Raw genomic sequence first — 20,682 nt, forward strand, 5'->3', positions numbered from 1 at the left:
AGACCGTCTGATTGGCAAATCCGTCAGGCATCACAGTCAAGGAACGATGCGGAGTCCCGTAGGGACGTAGGTCACGATTTCACACTGCCAAGAAAAGCCTCTAGTGAGGGGGAAGGCGCCAGTACCGTAAACCGACACAGGTAGGCGAGATGAGAATTCTAAGACGCGCGGGATAACTCTCGTTAAGGAACTCGGCAAAATGGTCCCGTAACTTCGGGAGAAGGGACGCTCTACACATGTAGAGCCGCAGTGAATAGGCCCAAACGACTGTTTAGCAAAAACACAGGTCTCTGCTAAATCGCAAGATGACGTATAGGGGCTGACGCCTGCCCGGTGCTGGAAGGTTAAGGGGATGGGTTAGCGCAAGCGAAGCTTTGAACCGAAGCCCCAGTAAACGGCGGCCGTAACTATAACGGTCCTAAGGTAGCGAAATTCCTTGTCGGGTAAGTTCCGACCCGCACGAAAGGCGTAACGATTTGGGCACTGTCTCAACGAGAGACCCGGTGAAATCATAGTACCTGTGAAGATGCAGGTTACCCGCGACAGGACGGAAAGACCCCATGAGCTTTACTACAGCCTGATATTGAGGCTTTGTGCATGATGTACAGGATAGGCGGGAGACGTCGAGCCCGGAGCGCCAGCTTCGGAGGAGTCACCCTTGGGATACCGCCCTTCATGCATAGAGTCTCTAACTCGCAGCCGTGATCCGGCTGGAGGACCGTGTCAGGCGGGTAGTTTGACTGGGGCGGTCGCCTCCTAAACAGTAACGGAGGCGCCCAAAGGTTCCCTCAGAATGGTTGGAAATCATTCGTAGAGCGCAAAGGCAGAAGGGAGCTTGACTGCGAGACCTACAAGTCGAGCAGGGACGAAAGTCGGGCTTAGTGATCCGGTGGTTCCGCATGGAAGGGCCATCGCTCAACGGATAAAAGCTACCCTGGGGATAACAGGCTGATCTCCCCCAAGAGTCCACATCGACGGGGAGGTTTGGCACCTCGATGTCGGCTCATCGCATCCTGGGGCTGGAGTAGGTCCCAAGGGTTGGGCTGTTCGCCCATTAAAGCGGTACGCGAGCTGGGTTCAGAACGTCGTGAGACAGTTCGGTCCCTATCCGTCGTGGGCGCAGGAAATTTGAGGAGAGCTGTCCTTAGTACGAGAGGACCGGGATGGACGCACCGCTGGTGTACCAGTTGTTCCGCCAGGAGCATCGCTGGGTAGCTACGTGCGGACGGGATAAATGCTGAAAGCATCTAAGCATGAAGCCCCCTCCAAGATGAGATTTCCCTTTGAGTAATCAAGAAAGACCCCTCAGAGACGATGAGGTAGATAGGTCACGGGTGGAAGCATGGCGACATGTGGAGCTGAGTGATACTAATCGGTCGAGGCCTTGTTCTAGCAGATGCTTGTTGATGACTTCAGTTTTGAGGGCGCGAGCCCGTCGTCTGGTGACGATAGCCAAGTGGTCACACCCGTTCCCATGCCGAACACGGAAGTTAAGCACTTGAACGCCGAAAGTAGTTGGGGGCTTCCCCCTGTGAGGATAGGACGTTGCCAGGCAATTCATTTATTCCGCAATAGCTCAGTGGTAGAGCAACCGGCTGTTAACCGGTAGGTCGTAGGTTCAAATCCTACTTGCGGAGCCAATGGCCCGTTGGTCAAGCGGTTAAGACACCGCCCTTTCACGGCGGTAACACGGGTTCGAATCCCGTACGGGTCACCATTATACTTTTTGTGCCGGTGTAGCTCAGCTGGTAGAGCAACTGACTTGTAATCAGTAGGTCGCGGGTTCGACTCCTGTTGCCGGCACTGTTTTTTCTCAATCGTATAAGTTTCCTAGACAAACTGGGGGGGTAGCGAAGTGGCTAAACGCGGCGGACTGTAAATCCGCTCCCTCGGGTTCGGCGGTTCGAATCCGCCCCCCCCCACCATGTCGAGCCATTAGCTCAGTTGGTAGAGCATCTGACTTTTAATCAGAGGGTCGCAGGTTCGAATCCTGCATGGCTCATTTCTTGCGGAAGTAGTTCAGTGGTAGAATACGACCTTGCCAAGGTCGGGGTCGCGGGTTCGAATCCCGTCTTCCGCTTTTTCTTTCGGGGCCTTAGCTCAGCTGGGAGAGCGCCTGCCTTGCACGCAGGAGGTCAGCGGTTCGATCCCGCTAGGCTCCACCAATTTTATTTAAAGATCTTAAGCGAGTTTCGTTCGTCTTAAGTTTTTTTTATATGAAATGCCAAGCATAACCAGAGTACGTACGCAAGAACACCGTGATTCCCTTCACGGTGTTTTTTTGTATATTCATGCGTTTTTTTGTTGAGTTGAACCACCTATTTGTTACCGCTTACAATACATGTAGAAGTGACTATGACATAGGGGGAATATCGAATGAATATCGCGTATATCAGCGTACCGTACCGTTATGGACAAGGAAAGCCGGGCACTGAACACGGACCTGCTGCTGTCGAAAAAGCCGGTTTGTTAGCGACACTTGAAGCACGGGGACAAGAAGCAGTACGCTACGGGGAAGCGGCTGTTTTATCCGAGGATGCGGTCCGAGAAGAAGATCCGAAGCTAAAGCGTCTTGAAGGCGTCGTCCACACGACGAATGACTTGCATCTGATTGTTCGCGATGCGTTATCAGAGCAACGCTTTCCGTTGTTAGTTGGTGGTGATCACAGCATGGCGATCGGAACGATTGCGGGGTTACGTCAGACTGTACCACGTCTTGGCGTCATCTGGTTCGATGCACACGGTGACTTGAATACACCGGAAACATCACCGTCTGGCAACATCCACGGTATGCCGCTCGCTGTAGCCCTTGGGGAAGGACATCAGCGTTTAACGGAAGTAGGAGGAACAGATGTTAAGCTGCAACCGGAACATCTCGTCTTCATCGGATTACGTGACGTTGATCCAGGCGAACAAGAACTGATTGATCGTCTTGGTATTCGTGTCTACGATATGGAAGCGATCCGAACTCGGGGGATGGACGCGATCATGGAAGAAGCGATTGCCTATTTGAAGGAAACAACGGATGCATTCTATCTTAGTTTCGATATGGACGGTCTTGATCCATCGCTTGTCGTCGGTACAGGAACACGTGTTGCTGATGGCATTTTCTTAGACGATGCGAAGACGGTGTTACAGCATTGTGCGGTAGCAGAAGATTTCATTGCAGCTGAATTTGTTGAAGTGAATCCTTTGCTTGAAGAAGGAAACGGAACCGCGGAACTTGCGAATGAACTGATCGGAGATTTACTTTTGGCAATGGAAACACATCGCTTAGTAAAATAATGGATAGAACTTGAACTCTTTTCATCGGGGTTCAAGTTTTTTTGTTACAATTTAAAAGGAGATGAAACATTTATCGGTCGACTTCGTATAAGAGATTGACCGCATAGAGCGGGGGGTATTCAAAGTGGAAGAAACGACACTACGCTTAATTGAGCGAGTGAAACAGGGAGACCGTGATGCTTTTGCGGCACTTGTTGATCTATATAAGGAAGGTGCCTTTCTTGTGGCTTTCCGGGTCTTGCGCGATCGAATGGAAGCGGAGGATGCGACACAAGAAGCCTTCATCCGTGTATTTACGAAGATCGATTCGTATAATGCACAATGGAAGTTCCGGACTTGGTTATACCGAATCGTTACGAACGTATCGATTGACCGATTACGGAAAAAGAAACCTGACTATTCTCTTGATGCTGAGATGTCAGGTACTGAAGGACTGACATTGTATTCACAACTCGAAAGCAAGGACACCTTGCCGGAGGACCAAGTGGTCGATAACGAGCAACGAAGTGAAGTCGGGGATGCGATTGCAGCTTTACCAGAAAAATACCGCGTCCCACTCGTCCTGAAATATATAGAGGATCTTTCACTAAAGGAAATCAGTGAAATGATCGAATTACCTGTCGCTACTGTCAAAACTAGAATTCATCGTGGACGGGAAGCGCTGAAGAAGCATTTTGCCAAACGATGAGAAGGAGGAACTCACCATGTCACGAGAGCATGTACATGAACGGATTCAGGATTATTTAGATCAAAACCAACCACCTGAGGAATTCGAGCGATTGGAAGCAGAGTTACGGGAAGCGGACGCGATGGACGAGTTCGAAGAGTATCGACTCCTTGATGCTCGACTGCGTCAACTTCCAGCGCCCAAATTATCGGCAGATTTTACATCCCGCGTGCTGGCACAATTGCCCGACCAGGTGGATACGCCGAGCGCTGCTTTACTGCACCAACCGCAACCGTCCCGTTTTGGAGGGAAGATGAAGCAATACCCATTGCTCGCGGCGGCGGCTGTTTTCTTACTTTTGTCGATCGGTAGCCTTGGTGGTTATATGGCACAGGAAGAACATGACTTATCTTATACAAATGCACCAGGCATCGTCGCTCAAAATGGTGAGGTCGTCGTGCCAAAAGGCGTCACGGTCGATCAAGATCTCTATGTCGAAGGCGGGAACGTCCGAATCGAAGGGAAAGTTAATGGCGACGTCATGACCGTTGACGGGAAAGCTTACACGGCGAGTGCCGGTAGCGTGACCGGAGAAATCAAGGAAATTGATCAATTATTCGAACGCGTTTGGTACGGAATCAAACGTCTATTTCAATAATCAGATGGGACGAGTCGAACTCGTCCCTTTGTGCTATAATGGAAACTGTTTAAATCAGATGAGTTAGGGGGCACGGTTGGTGAATTACTTCAGCTGGCAACCACTTCAATTTCAATTGTTGAAACTGGGAGAAAACGTACATTGGTACGATTATATTAATGATGTGATTGATATCGCGGTTGTGACGTTCGTTATTTACCGTCTCATGATCATCGTCAAAGGAACAAAAGCGGTCCAGCTCATTAAAGGGATTTCGGTCATTTTGATCAGTTGGTTCCTGAGTGGCTTTTTTGGACTCAAAACACTTCAATTCTTACTCAATCAAATTATCACCTATGGGTTACTGGGGATCATCATCATCTTCCAACCCGAACTCCGGCGTGGACTGGAACACTTAGGACGAACGAGTAAATTCTTCTCACGTAGTGCGATCAGTGATGAAGATGAACAAGTTCGAATCGTCGATGCGCTCGTATCGTCTGCCCAGTACATGTCAAAACGCCGTATTGGAGCACTCGTGACGATTGAACGTGAGACAGGACTGAGTGAATACGTAGAGACGGGCATTCCGCTTGGTTCACAAATCACGAGTCAGTTGCTGATCAACTTATTCATTCCGAATACACCATTACATGATGGCGCTGTCATCGTCCAGCAAGGCAAGTTAGCAGCTGCCGCTTGTTACTTACCGTTGTCAGAAAGTGCACATATCTCAAAAGAGCTTGGAACACGTCACCGCGCTGCAATCGGTGTCAGTGAAGTAACGGATAGTGTTACGCTCGTCGTCTCGGAAGAAACGGGTGGTGTCTCACTCGCCATCAATGGACGTCTGTACCGGGAACTCGATGAAGAATCCTTACGGACGAAGTTGCTTGAGACGATCGTTAAGGTCGAACAGACGAATACTTCCTTCTTGAACTGGATGGGGGCGAAAAAATAATGTTCGAAAAATGGTTCAATGAACGATGGTTTTTACGCATTGTTGCGGTCGTCTTAGCCGTCATGTTGTATTTGATGGTGGCAGGTTCGAATACGACAGGAAAGAGTGACGCCGCTAGTCTGTTGCCGATCGCAGGTCAAGGTTCGACGAAATTTGACGTGCCGGTCACGGTCCAGTATGATGAATCGCAGTGGGTCGCCTATAATATTCCAAATACGATGGAGGTAACCGTTAAAGGTCCATCGAGTAGCTTGACGATGCTTCGGCTTGTTCAGGATTTTGGGTTATCGATTGATTTAAAAGGACTTGACCCTGGCTATCATCGTGTCCGTGTCACAGCAACTGGCTTCGGAAAAGATGTCGAGGTGACGCCAAAGCAGGAGACGATTGAAGTCTTCCTCGATAAGAAGATTACAAAGGAAGTACCGGTACAAGTCGCCTTACTCAATAAAAACAAAATCGCTGAAGGATATGTCGCTGGGGAAGCGCAACCGAATCAACAAACCGTTGAAGTTACGGGAGGCGCAGAGAAGTTACAGGCGATTTCAGCGATCCAAGTACCGATCGATGTAACTGGTCGGGCAGAGACGTTTAAAGAGACGTTCAATGCCAAAGCGACCGATGCGAACGGGAATACGATCAATGCATCTTATCAACCGGAACAACTAGAAATCACAGTACCGATCTATAAGGAAAGTAAGACGGTACCGATCAATGTGCAGACAAAAGATGACGTCAAAAAAGGATATACCGTCGTCAAGATCGTTCCCGTTACGACGGAAGCTCGTCTATATGGAACAAAAGAAGAGTTAGAGCGTATCGGTTCCGTTGATACGGAAGCGGTCTCGCTCAAAGGATTGACGAAGACGACAGAAAAAACCGTCAAACTTGTTGAACCGGAAAATGCGACAGCGATGGATCCGACACAGGTCACCGTCAATATCGTTGTCGAAAAGGAAAATGCGAAGTCGACGACGGAAACCGTCGAGGATCGGGCAGAGAAAACGATTCCCGGTGTGACGGTCACGTTAAATGGGTTTGATGAATCGAAGTATACGATTGATTACAACCAAACGATTGATGTCGTTGTCCGTGGGAAAGAATCTGATTTAGCATCGATCGATGCGACGGATATCAAAGCGGTCATCGATGTGACGGGACTAAAAGAAGGAACGCACGGATTGCCGATTTCGTATCAGACGTCAAAAGCCTTTGATGTCCTGCGTCCGGATAATATGGATGTCACGCTAAAAGCTGTTCCGCGGACATCCGTTCCGACCAATTAAAACAAATTAGTGAAATGAGGAAATAACACATGGGTAAGTATTTTGGAACTGACGGCGTACGCGGCGTCGCAAACGTAGAATTGACACCGGAACTAGCATATCGCCTCGGTCGAACAGGTGGTTACGTGTTGACGAAACACGAAAGCACACGACCAAAAGTCTTGATTGGACGCGATACACGTGTTTCTGGTCAAATGCTTGAGAACGCACTCATCGCTGGTCTTTTATCAATCGGTGCAGAAGTCATGCGTCTTGGTGTCATCTCGACACCGGGTGTCGCGTATCTGACAAAAACGATGGATGCCACAGCGGGAGTCATGATTTCTGCATCGCACAATCCAGTTGAAGATAACGGAATCAAGTTCTTCGGTTCAGATGGCTTCAAGCTCGATGACGCAACTGAGCTTGAAATCGAAGCATTGCTCGATGAAGCAGAAGATACATTACCACGTCCAGCCGGAAAAGAACTCGGTTTCGTTCACGATTACTACGAAGGTGCACAAAAATATCTTCATATGCTTCGCCAGACATCGGATGAAGATTTCTCAGGCATCCATGTCGCGATCGACGGCGCACACGGTGCGACGTCAAGCCTCGCACCACGCCTATTCGGTGACTTGGAAGCAGAAGTATCGACGATCGGTACAACTCCGAACGGACTCAACATCAATGATGGTGTCGGTTCGACACACCCAGAACATCTCGCTGCCTTCGTTAAGGAAAAAGGCGCAGATGTTGGTTTATCGTTTGATGGAGACGGCGACCGCTTGATTGCAGTCGATGAGAACGGTGATATCGTCGATGGCGATAAAATCATGTTCATTTGCGGAAAATACTTGAATGAACTTGGTCGTCTGAAAGACAACACGATCGTTGCGACGGTCATGAGTAACCTCGGCTTCCATAAAACTGTTGAAGAAAACGGGATGACGGCACTTCAGACAGCAGTCGGTGACCGTTATGTCGTCGAAGAAATGCGTAAGAACGACTACACGCTCGGTGGTGAACAGTCGGGGCATATCATCTTCATGGATTACTCAACGACAGGGGACGGCATGTTGTCAGGCGTCCAGTTGTTGCAAATCATGAAAGCGACAGGGAAAAAGTTATCGGAACTCGCAGCTGAGATGCCGATCTTCCCACAACGTCTCGTTAACATCCGTGTCTCAGACAAAAATGGTGCAATGAGCGGTCCTGCCGTACAAGCGATCATTGCAGAAGTCGAAGCAGAGATGGCAGGCAACGGACGTATTCTCGTTCGTGCGTCAGGAACAGAACCACTCGTTCGTGTCATGGCAGAAGCCCCGACACAAGAAGCGTGTGATGCATACGTCGAGCGGATCGCGAACGTCGTTCGTGAGAACTACGCGTTACAAGAAAACTAAGCAGCCCGAAGCAGAGCGATTGCTCTGCTTCTTTTTTACAATTATTTTAGAAAAACAAATTGATATTTTTACAAAAAATAGGGATTATGCGTATTGAATAGAAAAATATCGGGAATAGTTACAAATACGTTACCTTTCTTGCTTTTTCAGATTAAAGTTCGTATGATGGTGAAGTCGGACAGAAACGGGGTCGGACAGAAACAAGAAGCGCCAGGGCTTTCTCCGTAGGACGAAAGCTGACGAGGTGGAGGTTTATCGAATGATTCGGCGGATGCCTCCCGGTACCAGATCCATACCGTAAATCGTTCTGAAATCGTCCAAGTGATTGGGCGGACAAACAGACCGATCGGGATCCTCTCAACAAGAGCCGTTTCCTCTTCAGGGAAATACTTGTAAATGGAGAGATGTAACATGTGCGGAATCGTAGGTATGATTGGACAGGTCAACACGAAAGAAATTTTATTAAAAGGTCTCGAGAAGCTCGAGTACCGCGGCTATGACTCGGCAGGTCTTGCGTTCGTCAACGACGGCGTCCAAGTCCACAAAGAAGTAGGCCGGATTGCTGCGCTACGCGAAGTCGTTCCTGCAGATGCAGACGGCACAGTCGGAATCGGACACACACGCTGGGCGACACACGGTGTCCCAAGCGTACCAAACGCGCACCCGCACCAAAGTGCGTCAACACGTTTCACACTCGTGCACAACGGTGTCATCGAGAACGATGAGCAGTTGAAAGCAGAATTGAATGTCGATCTCCTCAGCGACACGGATACAGAAGTCATCGTTCAGATGATCGAAAAGAACTTCAACGAGACAGGTGATGTCGCGGAAGCATTCCGTCAAACACTCCGCGTCTTGCACGGTTCGTATGCCCTCGCATTGATCGATGCTGAAAATCCAGACGTTTTGTACATTGCGAAAAACAAATCACCACTTCTCGTTGGTCTCGGTGACGGGACGTTCAACGTCGTCGCATCAGACGCAATGGCAATGTTACAAGTAACGGATCAATTCGTTGAGCTGCATGACGGTGAGATGATCATCTTGACGCGTGATAGCGTTACGATTCAAGATCTCGACGGTAACGTTCGAGAGCGTGAAGCATATACGGCTGAAATCGATGCATCAGATATCGAAAAAGGAACGTATGCGCACTACATGCTCAAAGAGATGGATGAGCAACCAGCTGTCATCCGCAACATCGTTCAACAATATCAAAATGAAGCAGGCGACATCACACTCGACCAATCGGTCCGTGATCTCGTACTCGGTCGTGACCGTGTCTACATCATCGGTTGCGGAACAAGCTATCATGCTGGTTTGATTGGGAAACAGTTGATTGAACAAATCGCAGGCATCCCGACAGAAGTGCACATCTCTTCTGAGTTCGGATACAACATGCCATTATTGACAGAGAAACCACTCTTCCTCTTCCTTTCACAATCAGGTGAAACAGCGGATAGCCGTGCGGTTCTCGTTGAAGCGAAGAAACTTGGTCACCCGGCACTGACGATCACGAACGTTCCAGGATCAACATTGTCACGTGAGGCGAACGCAACATTATTGCTCCACGCGGGTCCAGAAATCGCCGTTGCTTCAACAAAAGCGTATACAGCTCAAATCGCTGTCCTCGCTGTTCTTGCGTTTGACCTCGCTCAAGCGAAAGGGGTTGCTGTCAACTTCGATCTCATGAAGGAACTCGGTAAAATCTCAAGTGCGATGGAATCGGTCATGTCTCAAAAAGATCGTTTCCAAGAAATCGCGACAGAGTACTTGTCTGAATCACGTAACGCGTTCTTCATCGGTCGCGGACAAGATGCATACGTCGGGATGGAAGGTGCATTGAAACTCAAAGAGATCTCGTATATTCAAGCAGAAGGATATGCGGGTGGCGAGCTCAAGCACGGTCCGATCGCTTTGATCGAAGATAACACACCGGTCATCGCACTCGTGACACAACCACACGTTCACCTCAACAACCGTGGGAACGTCAAGGAAGTCGTCGCGCGTGGTGCAAACGCGTGTGTCATCGCAGCAGAAGGTCTTGAATTGCCGACGGATGCCTTCGTCATCCCAGCAGTCGAGCCACTCTTGTCACCGCTCTTGTCTGTCTTGCCACTTCAATTGATTTCATACTACGCGGCACTCGGTCGCGACTGTGACGTCGATAAGCCACGTAACTTGGCGAAGTCAGTAACGGTTGAATAAGAAAATAAATCGACTCCAAACGATAGGCGCGAAAGTGTCTGCCGTTTGGAGTTTTTTATATAGGAGGACAACAAGATGAATCGCTGGATCGCCGCATTTCCTAAACGATATGAACAGGACGTCCGAATCGTCCAAGCGTGTCTACCGTTTGCTTGGACGCGTTTATCACCCGGGGCGATCAAAGTAAATACAGAGCACGAACAGATACAGATTCCGACTCGCTTATATGTACCAGAGGTTGACTCGGAGCGGATTAAACAACTGACGTCGACTCAAAAAACGATGTTATTTTGCCTTTACACCCGTCACCATGATGGTCACATCCGTGAACGTTATCTCCGTCAGTTACTCAAAACAAATCAACAAGATGAATGGATACTCGTCTATATTCTTGAACTTGCTAGTGAATACGTCTGTGAAATCGTTGACATCATCGTACCTGTGATCGAGCAATGGGATCCGGAAGTGAAGCGGCGATTCGTCGAGGATGATCCGGCATACATGAAGCGAATCGAAGACCGGATGATCAGTTACTGGAATGCTTATTATCGGTCAAGTGGCGAACGACGATCTGAAGCGGACTACCCAGGCTTTCAGATTATAAAATCGTTACGGGAGAATACTTCGGTAGAGGAAGTGTGAAGAGATAAAAAGGAGGTGCGCCCATGATCACGAAATCAAAGGATCTGTACTTAGAAGGACCCGGACCTGCTGTTTTGCTGTTACATAGTTTTACTGGTAGTGCGAATGAGATGCGGGGGCTCGCTCGCTTTTTACATGTAGCCGGGTATACCTGTTACGCGCCCAATTACGCCGGGCACGGGGAATCGCCGGAGCGCTTGTTTGAGACGACGATCGAAGACGTCTGGCAGTCCGCGCAAGTCGGACTTGCGTTTTTACAAGATCGAGGACACAAAGACATCTTTTTGATTGGACAATCACTCGGTGGAGTGATGGCACTTCGACTGGCAGAACAGTCAGGATGTGCCGGACTCATCTTACTCTCGACGCCGATTCTTGAGCGGACGATTGCCGGACTTGAGCACCGCGTTCGTCGCTATACGGAACGGTATTTTCAATTTGACGATCGTTCGCCGGAGTGGATCGCAGATTTTGTCGACCGTCATTTTCCACGATCGGAAAAAGATTTACGGGCACTGCAACAGTTCATTCTCGACACAGGAGTCGTCTTGCCGAAGATCACACAGCCCATCGCTCTATTCCTTGGCGCCTTAGATGATGCGGTCTATCATGCCAGTCTCGAGCGAATCGAAACGACGGTGTCGAGCCGAGATCAGAAAAAGGTTCTTCTTCCGAACAGTAAACATTTACTGACGCTCGATCGGGACAAACAGCGTCTGTTCGAAGAAATCCTCGTCTTCTTGAAGACGCATCCGGTAGATTCCTTGAAACCATCATCTGCTGTGCAGTAGGCTAGATAGGTAAGCGATACGTGAAAGGGGAAGGGATCATGCGAATTTTAGTAGTAGGAGCAAGCGGAACGATTGGACAGGCAGTCGTCGAACGGCTGAGTGAGCGGCATGACATCATTCGTGCCGGACGAAGCGGAGCGGATGTGCAAGTCGATATTACGTCAGAAGCAAGTATCCGAGCGATGTATGAAACAGTCGGTTCTGTTGATGCTGTTATCAGTGCCACAGGTGGCGCTCATTTTGGTCCATTGACGGACTTAACAACGGAGCTTAATCAAATCGGAATCGACAGTAAACTAAAAGGTCAGGTTAATCTGGTCCTACTTGGTTTACAGTCAGTACGAGACGGAGGAAGCTTTACGCTGACGACTGGCATCATGATGGACGATCCGATTCGCCAAGGCGCATCTGCTGCGCTGGCGAACGGTGGGGTCAAAGCGTTCGTTCATGCAGCGGCGATCGAGATGCCACGAGGCATTCGAATCAACAGTGTCAGTCCGAACGTACTGATTGAGTCGCTCGAGAAGTACGGACCCTTCTTCCGTGGTTTTGAAGCCGTTCCGGCGTCACGTGTCGCGACGGCGTTCGAAAAAAGTGTCGAAGGGGCACAGACGGGGCAAAACTACGAAGTTTATTAAATGAAAAAGCAGGTAGCGAAAAATCGCTACCTGCTTTTTTTACAGACCGGATAGGATATAACGTTCGATTCCGAAAAGTAATAGAGTGATCCCGAGACAAATGAGTAAGTTGCGTACGAACCAGCGACCTGTCATCGTCCGGTTCATGATCAGTTTCTCCAGTGTCAGATTGACGAGAAGCACACATAAGAAGATGACGCCAAACCAAATCATCCAGACACATCCTTTCTTTCTTCTTAACGAATCCAATAGCTAAAAAGTTTCGCGCCCGTCAGGAGCAGGAAATCATTCAGATGAGCGGGAAGGAAACAAGCAGTCGATTTTACAAGGAGGAACATGACGATGAAACAAGCGGTCCTAGTGATTGATTTTCAACAGGAACTCGTTGACGGAAACATCGAAGAACGTCCGGTATACTTAAAGGAACAAGTTGCGCACGTCATCGAAGCGGTCGTACTCGAAGCAGACGAACGGAACATCCCAGTCGTCTTTATTCGGGATCTAGATGTCGCTGGCGGAACAGGACCCGGTTTTGCAGTCCATGATTCGATTCCCGTTCCAGCGTCCAGTGTCACGTTTGATAAAGCAGCGACGAATGCGTTTCATGGTACCCCATTGCTCGATCATCTACGCCAAGCATCGATTGAACATCTAATCGTCTTAGGTTGTAAGACGGAACACTGCATCGATACTGCGGTACGCAGTGCGACAGTACATGGTTTTGATGTCACACTCGTTGCCGATGGACATACGACGAACGGTTCTGATGTATTGACGCCGGAGCAAATGATTGCCCACCACAATCAAGTCTTGCACGGTCATTATAACGTCGAACACTTTTCGATCGTTCGTCCGTCAACGGAAGATGTCTTCACCCCAATCCACAATGACTACCGGACATGAAGAGGAGAATAAGATGATTGAATTACGAAAAATGACAGCGTCCGATTACGATCGCTACGCGACGCTCGTCCAAGATGAACGTGTCATGCGTTACATCACGGAACAGGCATTAACAGATACGGAAACGAAACAACGCTTTGAGCGAATCCTTGAACAACAGCAGCACGACCGACTCGGATCGTATCTGATTTATACCGAAGAGACATGGATTGGAATCGGGCACATGACCCGGAGTCAAACGCAACCGTTCGAAGCAGAGCTCGGTTACATGCTACTACCCGACCAGTGGGGACGCGGATACGGCACAGCCATTGCAGAGCGTCTCTTACAGTTAGCGACAGAAGAAGAGCTACAGGTCGTCACGGCGACGATTGATCCAGCACATGAAGCGTCGCGCCGTATTTTGATCGGATTAGGTTTTGAATCGACCTATGTTGGACCGATTGACGGTCTACCAGGTGAAACGCTACAGAAAATAGTGGGAACGACGGAATGACGCGAGACGAATGGATTGAACATTTTCAACTCGACGTCGCAGTATGCGCGACTGTCGACGAATCGTATAGTTCTGAAGTCGATCGTCTCGTCCTAACGGATGGTCAGGTCGTCTTCTTGAAGCGCCCGTATACGGCTGAAAAGTGGTACCGGGAACGTGGCTGGATTCATGCACTAGAAGAATTTGTACCCGTGCCGCACATCTTAGCTGAAGCAACTCCCGGGCAGACGACCGGGGCGTTCGTACTTGCTGCCTTAGCGGGACAGGCACCGATCACGATGAATAAAAAATTGGCGTACGAAATTGGTCGAACGCTCGCAATGCTGCATACGTGTACAGGAGAAGATTACGGCGAGTATACGGAAGATGGATTTTATGCCTATCCGGTTCAGGACTGGCGACGCTTCCGGAATGAAAAACTCGATGGATTCATGCCGTTCATCACGACCGAACTCGATCCCAGTTTTTTAGAGAACATCCAAACAGAGTTAGTCAGACGAGAACAGTCGTTACCGGAGCCTTCACGTCCCGTTGCCACACATTGTGACTTCCGCCTAGCAAATTTACTGACGGTAGGTGATCAAGTCACAGGGGTGATCGATTTCGAGACGACCCGCTACGGGGCCGTCGAGATGGACTTCACGAAGATCGTCCGTAATCTCAATACGTTCGGTTCCATTTACGTCACGGCATTTCAAGAAGGATACGCGACATTACACCCAGACGTGCCGTTTGAGACGTATCTAGCATACTATCGTTTGTGGGAAGCACTCACGGCCGTCGGCTGGTGCATCAAACGTGGACTAGAAGAGCACCGGGTGTTCTTTGAGGAGAACATCATGCTTATCGAGCAGGAATTACAGATGACAAGCATATCGGACGGGTATTGATTCACCCATGTCTTGGAAGAAACCTCTATACTTAGAGAAATGAGGAATATGAGGGGGAAGCGAGATGACAGGGAAACGAATCGGAATCATCGGTGGTGGACTCGCCGGAATCTTTGCGGCACGTCAATTGCAGGCAGCAGGACATGCTGTTGAAATCATCGAAAAAAGCCAGAGCGTCGGGGGGCGAATGGCGACTCGTCGGATTGATGAAGGAACAGCGGATCATGGTGCCGTCTTCTTCACGGTTCGGACGGAAGAGTTAGGACGCGAAGTCGACGACTGGCTTGAGAAAGGGTGGGTTCGTAAATGGTTCGGAACGGATTTTCCACGCTATGTCGCGACGGACGGCATGAATCAACTCGTACAAGCGATTGGTCGAGGGATTCCCGTCCAGTTGAATGAACAGGTCACGCATATTACGGCAATGGAGGACGAACTCGTCACACAAGCGACGGATCATCAAGGTGCGTATGATGCGTTACTTGTGACGGCGCCTGTACCGCAAGCATATGAACTGTTGCAGGCTTCTGATCTGGCGCTCGGAGAGGACGATCATGAGCAGTTACGCCAAGTGACGTTCGAGCCGACATTCGTGGGTCTGTTTGAAATCAAAGAGCGACTGACGATCGGGGAAGTCGGCCTACAAGACGAACAACTCGTCGATGGGATGTTAAAACTCGTCAATAATGCCGAGAAACAGATTTCGAAGACGACACTCCTGAGCGTCTATATGACAGCTCGCTTCAGTGAAGACTGGTACGAGCGCCCAGAAGAAGAGACACTCGCGGAAGTCGAGCGTCTGTTACAACAGCAACTCGGACCAGTGACGATTATCTCCCGCCAGCTCAAGCGTTGGCGTTACGCTCAGGCACGCGCAGTTTACCGGACACCGCATTTGAAACTGTCGTCACATCCACTTTGGCTTGCTGGTGATGCGTTCCTTGAAGCCGATGATGCGTCAGGACGGACGCGCGTCGAGAGCGCTATCATCTCCGGATTACGTGTCGCAGAAGCGATCGACACCCACTTACGTCAGACGGTAACAGCGACGGAATGAACGAAAACATGCACTTCTTTTCTGACTCGAGAAGAAGCGCATTTTTTTGTTACTCACGATCATTTCACCTGAAAGTGTTGTTCACTCCAAGCTGCCATGTGATCAAGAATTGGTAAAAAACTATGACCAGCATCCGTTAGAGAATATTCAACACGAGGGGGAACTTCGCCAAAGACGTGCCGTTGAATCAACCCATCCGCTTCAAGCTCACGTAGCTGACGTGTCAATGTTCCCTTAGAGATACCTGTTAATTGTTGCAGTTCATGAAAACGATGTGTCCCGTGTGTCAGGTGCCACAGCAAGATGATCTTCCATTTGCCAGCGACCATCTGTTGGACCCGAGTGACTGGACAGGCAGTGCGTTGATTGGTCGTTGTATCGAATACAGCCACATTCATCCTCTCCCATTGGTTCGTTTTGAGGGACCTAGTTTCAGATAAGTGCCTACTTTTTTTAGTGTATCACCTAGCGTATCATGAAGAACAACATCAAACTTCAAAGGAGTGGTTTCATCATGAAATGGTTAATTACAGGAGCAACCGGAAAATTAGGCGCGCGGATCGTGCAGCACCTCAGTGAACAAGTCGGCAACGAACATGTAGCGGTTAGTGTCCGCGACGTCGAAAAAGCAACAGAGCTTGCAGCACAAGGAATCGATGTCCGATACGGAGACTTTGATCAGCCCGAAACACTCGGACAAGCGTTTCAAGGAATCGATCGATTGTTGATCATTTCGACGGACGGTGAAGAGGCGACTCGGATCCGGCAACACCAAGCCGCTGTCACGGCAGCAAAAGAGGCAGGCGTCAAGCTGATCGGCTATACGAGCATCGCCAATGCGGCACACAGTACAAACGGACTTGCTCGAACGCATCGTGTCACAGAGGAAGCGATTCAAGCGACAGGTATCCCGTATGTCTTTTTCCGTAACAACTGGTATCTCGAAAATGAACTCGGAACGATTGACGCCGTCGCGCAAGGCGCAGACTGGTTAACGGCAGCAGGCGAAGGGAAAGTCGGATGGGCGTTACAAGATGAGTATGCGTTAGCCATTGCGACGGGACTGACGCTTGAGCATCCAAACCCCATCTATGAACTATCGGGTCCGTTGCATACACAAGCAGAACTCGCGACTGCAGTCGGAACAGTGCTTAACCGATCGGTCGCTTTAGATGAAGTGGATGAAGCGACATATGGTGAGCGGATGCAAGCAGCTGGCTTACCTGACTTCTTGATTCCAATGCTGACTGGTATCCAGGCAGATATCGCAGCAGGGACTCTGGCAGTAGAAAGTACTGATTTTGAAGCATTACTTGGTCGTCCCGTGACGACGCTGGAAGAGGGAGTCCGTCTCCTTTTGAAAAGATAAGTTCATCTGAACGTTTTCAGGATGAATGAGTAGGGTAAATCCCCTTTAGAAGCAATTAAAGGAGGAGCCCTACCATGAAACTGTCATCCTATCGTGTTAAGGAAGGCGAGCAAGTCTCGTTTTCGAATTACCCGACATCAGAAGAACATAAAATTTCGGAAGCAGAATTGCGAGAGAAACGGATTCCAAAAAGTGTTGAGACGTTACAAGAGTTACATTGGCGTTTGCATGCTGAAGAGAAAAATGGCGTCCTCGTCATCCTGCAAGCAATTGATGCAGCGGGGAAGGACGAGGCGATCAGCTATATCTTTTCTAACTTGAACGCACAAGGACTCCGAACGATTTCCGTCAAAAAACCGTCGGATACGGAGCAAAAACATGACTACCTATGGCGGATCCACGAAGGACTACCAGAAAAAGGGGAAGTCGGCATCTTAAATCGCTCCTATTATGAGGAAGTCATTGCCCCACGAATCCATGATTTGCTCGAGGAGGAAGAAAAGCCGGATGAGGGTGACGTGTGGCAGATGCGCTATCGTCAAATTAATGACTTTGAACGCTATCTCGTCGAGAATGGCTTCCGAGTCGTCAAGTTCTTGTTCCATGTCTCAAAAGAGGAGCAACGGCAACGGCTGTTGACTCGTCTGAAAGATCCAACGAAAAACTTCGAATTCTCGTTTAATGACATTGAGGAACGCAAGCACTGGGACGAATACCATGAGATTTTTGCTGAGCTTGTCTCAGCGACATCGACATCGTATGCACCATGGTATATCTTACCGGCAGATGACGAATGGTATTCCCGCTATATCGTCACCGAAGTCATGAATGACGTCCTGAAGGAAATTGATCCGCAATATCCAAAGCTATCAGAAGAGGATCAGGAACAGCTGGATGAAGCGATTAAACGACTGGAAGAAGAAGCATAAACTATTTAAATACACCAAATGCGATTGTTCTCTTGCTGAGAAGAATCGCTTTTTTAATACACTTAGAGTTGTATGAAATTCTATTTACTCATCATGATTTCTGAACTTCTGAACATCGCGGGACAAATGTCCTGTTCAAATCAGAAGGACTCTCGTTAAATGAGAGTATCATGGAAAAAGAGAGGAGTATGCATATGCGTGGTATCTTATTTGCGATTGCTGGTGGCTTTTTCTTAACGCTTCAAAGTGTCGCCAATGCCCGGATCAGTCAAACGATCGGGACGTGGCAAGCAGCGACGATCACTCAGATGACCGGGTTCATCGTTGCGATCCTCTTAGCGGTCGTCTTACGGGATCGTAGTTTTTCAGCGATGCGCCGTGTCAAACCGCTTTATCTAGCAGGAGGTGCCTTTGCGGCGATCATATTATTCAGCAACATGACGGCGGTCCACCGGATGGGCGTGACCTTGACGATTTCGCTCTTTTTATTGGCGCAATTAGCGCTGGCACTCTGGATTGACGGAAGAGGCTGGTTCGGCGTCATGAAACGCCGACTGCGGGGGCCGCAGATCATCGGCATCTTGATGATGGTTGCAGGCATCTTCATCTTAAAGAGCTAAGGAGGAGAAGAAGTGACGGACATTGTGAGCTATTTGGAACGGTATCAGTTAACGCATGTCTTTGATGTATCGCTACGCAAGGCGATGCACATCCAGACGTTCGCACCGGGTGAGGCTTTATGCCGACAAGGCGATGTTGCGCATGAACTGTACCTGCTCGTCGAAGGGAAATTGAAGATTACGCATATGTCGGCAACGGGGAAACGTCTCGTGTTGTCCTTCAAGCATCCGTTTGATCTCGTCGGCGATATTGAGTTTGTCCGAAAGATTGATTTGATGAACACGGTTGAGGCAGTGACACCAGTAACCGTCTTACGCATCGCCTATGCGGATTTGGAAGAGGCACGTGTACATCATTCTGCTTTTCTATTATTTTTACTCGAGACGATCACGAAAAAGTTTGAATTGAAATCGCATACGCTCAGCTTCAATCTGCTGTATCCGGTAGAAGTTCGGCTAGCCAGTTATTTGCTGTCGATGACACCTGATACGGATGCTTTTGCGAGTAAGGAACTGGTCGATGCGGCAGATTTGATCGGGACGAGCTACCGTCATGTCAACCGTGTCTTACGTCAGTTCGTCGACGATGGGTTGATTCGCAGAACGCAGCATACGATTGAGATCATTGATCGAGACGGATTGATGGAGCGCGTTGGAGAAAGCATTTACGAATGAAAGAGGTGCGACATGGTTACGGGAATCATCCTTGCTCTTTGTGGGGGCATGCTCGTTTGTATTCAAAATACGTTTAACGCAAAAGTCAAAGAACATGTCGGTGCTTGGGCGACGACGACGCTAGTCCTTGGACTCGGGTTCCTCGCTTCACTGACGATTGGTTTGATCGTCGAAGGGTCACAATTGTTTGCACTCGAACAGGCGCAAACTTGGTTTTGGTTCAGTGGGATCATCGGTGTCGGTGTCGTCCTCTGTGTGACGCAAGGAGTTCAACAACTCGGACCAAGTCGAGCGATTTCGATCGTCATGGTGTCGCAAATCTTATTTGCCTTACTGTGGGATACGCTCGGTTGGTTCGGGTTACAAGCCGTTCCATTTACGTGGACGAAAGCACTCGGTGTGTTGCTGATTGGTGGGGGCGTACTGTTATTTCAACTGGGCGGGAAAACAACAACTGTACGACAAGTACGTAAAGGAGCTTGAAGATGTTTTATACGACAGTATTATTCGATATTGACCATACACTACTTGATTTTGAAGCGACGGAACGGATTGCCTTTCGCCGCCTGCTCGAGCAACAAGATCTAACGTGGACGATTGAGCGAGAAGCGCGCTACAAGGAAATCAATCACGCGCTCTGGAGAGCACTCGAACGGGGTGAAGTGACACGTGAGGAAGTCATTCACTCGCGATTCGTGACGTTCTTTGCGGAAGAAGGACGAGAAGTCAACGGACGAGAAGTTGACGAAACGCATCGCGGATACCTCGCGCAAGGGACGGAATTGATTCCGGGTGCGACTGCCCTGTTAGAGCAACTAGAAGGGAACGTCGAGATGTACGTCGTCACGAACGGGATTTCAAAGACGCAACGCGCGCGACTTGATGGCGCCGGATTAACGGACTTCTTTAAAGCGATTTTCGTTTCAGAAGAGACAGGTTTTCAAAAGCCGATGGCAGGATTTTTCGATCATGTGTTTGCGCAGATTCCACAATTCGACCCGGCGCGAACAATCATTATCGGAGATTCCTTGTCAGCTGATATTGCAGGTGGCAATCAAGCTGGTATCGCAACATGTTGGTTTAATCCAGAAGGAAAGCCGGCAACGGATATCAAGCCCACGTTTACGATTACCTCTTTAGCCGAACTACCTGCAGTGCTTGAAAACGCAGCAGTCCTTCAACAATGAATCAAATCAGTCGATAGGAAAGAGAAGGAAAGGGGGCGATCACCGTGCAACGATGT

Annotated in this window: 22 protein-coding genes, 7 tRNA genes and 2 rRNA genes (1 of these 31 only partly in view); 29 read left to right on the top strand and 2 right to left on the bottom strand. The window is 49.2% G+C overall.

Going from position 1 to position 20,682, the window contains the following annotated elements; all coding sequences use genetic code 11:
* From VJ374_RS00885 to VJ374_RS00975, 19 genes are all read left to right on the top strand, one after another.
* Positions 1-1,392 (top strand): 23S ribosomal RNA (locus tag VJ374_RS00885) (it extends 1,526 nt beyond the left edge of the window).
* Between the two features lie 46 nt (positions 1,393-1,438).
* Positions 1,439-1,554, top strand: a 5S ribosomal RNA gene (rrf, locus tag VJ374_RS00890).
* 11 nt (positions 1,555-1,565) lie between these two features.
* Positions 1,566-1,640: transfer RNA gene (locus VJ374_RS00895), tRNA-Asn, on the top strand.
* A 2-nt stretch (positions 1,641-1,642) separates the two neighbouring features.
* Positions 1,643-1,717: transfer RNA gene (locus VJ374_RS00900), tRNA-Glu, on the top strand.
* A gap of 13 nt (positions 1,718-1,730) precedes the next feature.
* A tRNA-Thr gene (locus VJ374_RS00905) sits at positions 1,731-1,803 on the top strand.
* 38 nt (positions 1,804-1,841) lie between these two features.
* Positions 1,842-1,925, top strand: a tRNA-Tyr gene (locus VJ374_RS00910).
* Between the two features lie 4 nt (positions 1,926-1,929).
* A tRNA-Lys gene (locus VJ374_RS00915) sits at positions 1,930-2,002 on the top strand.
* Positions 2,003-2,008: 6 nt separating this feature from the next.
* Positions 2,009-2,080 (top strand) — tRNA-Gly (locus tag VJ374_RS00920).
* Positions 2,081-2,089: 9 nt separating this feature from the next.
* Positions 2,090-2,165: transfer RNA gene (locus VJ374_RS00925), tRNA-Ala, on the top strand.
* 211 nt (positions 2,166-2,376) lie between these two features.
* The gene (rocF, locus tag VJ374_RS00930; RefSeq protein ID WP_056064598.1) at positions 2,377-3,285 is read left to right on the top strand and encodes an arginase; all 909 of its coding nucleotides are present in this window, start codon (positions 2,377-2,379) and stop codon (positions 3,283-3,285) included.
* 124 nt (positions 3,286-3,409) lie between these two features.
* On the top strand, positions 3,410-3,973 hold the full coding sequence (sigW, locus tag VJ374_RS00935; protein WP_056064595.1) for an RNA polymerase sigma factor SigW: 564 nt from the start codon (positions 3,410-3,412) through the stop codon (positions 3,971-3,973).
* 16 nt (positions 3,974-3,989) lie between these two features.
* Complete coding sequence (locus VJ374_RS00940) at positions 3,990-4,610, top strand: anti-sigma factor (protein WP_308102266.1); 621 nt, start codon at positions 3,990-3,992, stop codon at positions 4,608-4,610.
* Between the two features lie 79 nt (positions 4,611-4,689).
* Entirely contained in the window at positions 4,690-5,550 is an 861-nt protein-coding gene (gene cdaA / locus VJ374_RS00945) for a diadenylate cyclase CdaA (RefSeq protein WP_056064589.1), read from the top strand.
* Positions 5,550-6,836: a CdaR family protein gene (locus tag VJ374_RS00950; RefSeq protein WP_056064586.1), complete on the top strand. Its 1,287-nt coding sequence runs from the start codon at positions 5,550-5,552 to the stop codon at positions 6,834-6,836. Before cdaA ends, VJ374_RS00950 begins: the two co-directional genes overlap by 1 nt.
* Positions 6,837-6,865: 29 nt before the next feature.
* A complete protein-coding gene (gene glmM / locus VJ374_RS00955) occupies positions 6,866-8,221 on the top strand; it encodes a phosphoglucosamine mutase (RefSeq protein ID WP_029343107.1) in 1,356 nt (451 codons plus the stop codon).
* Between the two features lie 411 nt (positions 8,222-8,632).
* The gene (gene glmS / locus VJ374_RS00960) at positions 8,633-10,429 is read left to right on the top strand and encodes a glutamine--fructose-6-phosphate transaminase (isomerizing) (protein ID WP_329469760.1); all 1,797 of its coding nucleotides are present in this window, start codon (positions 8,633-8,635) and stop codon (positions 10,427-10,429) included.
* Between the two features lie 75 nt (positions 10,430-10,504).
* A complete protein-coding gene (locus VJ374_RS00965) occupies positions 10,505-11,071 on the top strand; it encodes a hypothetical protein (RefSeq protein WP_329469762.1) in 567 nt (188 codons plus the stop codon).
* Between the two features lie 23 nt (positions 11,072-11,094).
* Positions 11,095-11,862: an alpha/beta hydrolase gene (locus VJ374_RS00970; protein WP_329469764.1), complete on the top strand. Its 768-nt coding sequence runs from the start codon at positions 11,095-11,097 to the stop codon at positions 11,860-11,862.
* A 38-nt stretch (positions 11,863-11,900) separates the two neighbouring features.
* Positions 11,901-12,500, top strand: a complete 600-nt coding sequence (locus tag VJ374_RS00975) for a short chain dehydrogenase (protein WP_329469766.1) — start codon at positions 11,901-11,903, stop codon at positions 12,498-12,500.
* Between the two features lie 39 nt (positions 12,501-12,539).
* On the opposite strand, the gene VJ374_RS00980 is transcribed toward VJ374_RS00975, so the two are convergent.
* A complete protein-coding gene (locus tag VJ374_RS00980; RefSeq protein WP_155960197.1) occupies positions 12,540-12,713 on the bottom strand; it encodes a hypothetical protein in 174 nt (57 codons plus the stop codon).
* Between the two features lie 129 nt (positions 12,714-12,842).
* Between VJ374_RS00980 and VJ374_RS00985 the strand changes: the two genes are divergently transcribed.
* The 4 genes from VJ374_RS00985 (at position 12,843) to VJ374_RS01000 (ending at position 15,846) form a co-directional block, all read left to right on the top strand.
* Positions 12,843-13,403 carry an isochorismatase family protein gene (locus VJ374_RS00985; RefSeq protein WP_308102262.1) on the top strand — a complete coding sequence of 187 codons (561 nt, stop codon included), beginning with the start codon at positions 12,843-12,845 and terminating at the stop codon, positions 13,401-13,403.
* Between the two features lie 13 nt (positions 13,404-13,416).
* Positions 13,417-13,899 (top strand): GNAT family N-acetyltransferase, encoded by a 483-nt coding sequence (locus tag VJ374_RS00990; protein ID WP_290776627.1) that lies wholly within the window; start codon positions 13,417-13,419, stop codon positions 13,897-13,899.
* Positions 13,896-14,789, top strand: a complete 894-nt coding sequence (locus VJ374_RS00995; protein WP_308102261.1) for a phosphotransferase family protein — start codon at positions 13,896-13,898, stop codon at positions 14,787-14,789. Before VJ374_RS00990 ends, VJ374_RS00995 begins: the two co-directional genes overlap by 4 nt.
* Before the next feature lie 64 nt (positions 14,790-14,853).
* Positions 14,854-15,846 carry an NAD(P)/FAD-dependent oxidoreductase gene (locus VJ374_RS01000; protein ID WP_056064559.1) on the top strand — a complete coding sequence of 331 codons (993 nt, stop codon included), beginning with the start codon at positions 14,854-14,856 and terminating at the stop codon, positions 15,844-15,846.
* Between the two features lie 59 nt (positions 15,847-15,905).
* On the opposite strand, the gene VJ374_RS01005 is transcribed toward VJ374_RS01000, so the two are convergent.
* Positions 15,906-16,238, bottom strand: coding sequence for a winged helix-turn-helix transcriptional regulator (locus VJ374_RS01005; RefSeq protein WP_369814222.1), 333 nt, complete (start codon positions 16,236-16,238; stop codon positions 15,906-15,908).
* 122 nt (positions 16,239-16,360) lie between these two features.
* Here VJ374_RS01005 and VJ374_RS01010 point away from each other — a divergent pair, with 122 nt between their 5' ends.
* The 6 genes from VJ374_RS01010 to VJ374_RS01035 all read left to right on the top strand — a co-directional run bounded on the left by VJ374_RS01010 (position 16,361) and on the right by VJ374_RS01035 (position 20,626).
* Entirely contained in the window at positions 16,361-17,215 is an 855-nt protein-coding gene (locus VJ374_RS01010; RefSeq protein ID WP_035411591.1) for an SDR family oxidoreductase, read from the top strand.
* A 74-nt stretch (positions 17,216-17,289) separates the two neighbouring features.
* Positions 17,290-18,144 (top strand): PPK2 family polyphosphate kinase, encoded by an 855-nt coding sequence (locus tag VJ374_RS01015; protein ID WP_035411588.1) that lies wholly within the window; start codon positions 17,290-17,292, stop codon positions 18,142-18,144.
* 194 nt (positions 18,145-18,338) lie between these two features.
* Positions 18,339-18,764 (top strand): DMT family transporter, encoded by a 426-nt coding sequence (locus tag VJ374_RS01020; protein ID WP_035411585.1) that lies wholly within the window; start codon positions 18,339-18,341, stop codon positions 18,762-18,764.
* A gap of 12 nt (positions 18,765-18,776) precedes the next feature.
* Positions 18,777-19,439, top strand: coding sequence for a Crp/Fnr family transcriptional regulator (locus VJ374_RS01025; protein ID WP_056064548.1), 663 nt, complete (start codon positions 18,777-18,779; stop codon positions 19,437-19,439).
* A 12-nt stretch (positions 19,440-19,451) separates the two neighbouring features.
* Positions 19,452-19,922 (top strand): DMT family transporter, encoded by a 471-nt coding sequence (locus VJ374_RS01030; RefSeq protein ID WP_035411580.1) that lies wholly within the window; start codon positions 19,452-19,454, stop codon positions 19,920-19,922.
* Between the two features lie 2 nt (positions 19,923-19,924).
* Positions 19,925-20,626, top strand: a complete 702-nt coding sequence (locus VJ374_RS01035) for a YjjG family noncanonical pyrimidine nucleotidase (RefSeq protein WP_329469776.1) — start codon at positions 19,925-19,927, stop codon at positions 20,624-20,626.
* The last annotated feature ends 56 nt before the right edge of the window (positions 20,627-20,682 follow it).

It is taken from the genome of Exiguobacterium sp. 9-2 (assembly GCF_036287235.1).
Taxonomy (GTDB): Bacteria; Bacillota; Bacilli; order Exiguobacteriales; family Exiguobacteriaceae; genus Exiguobacterium_A.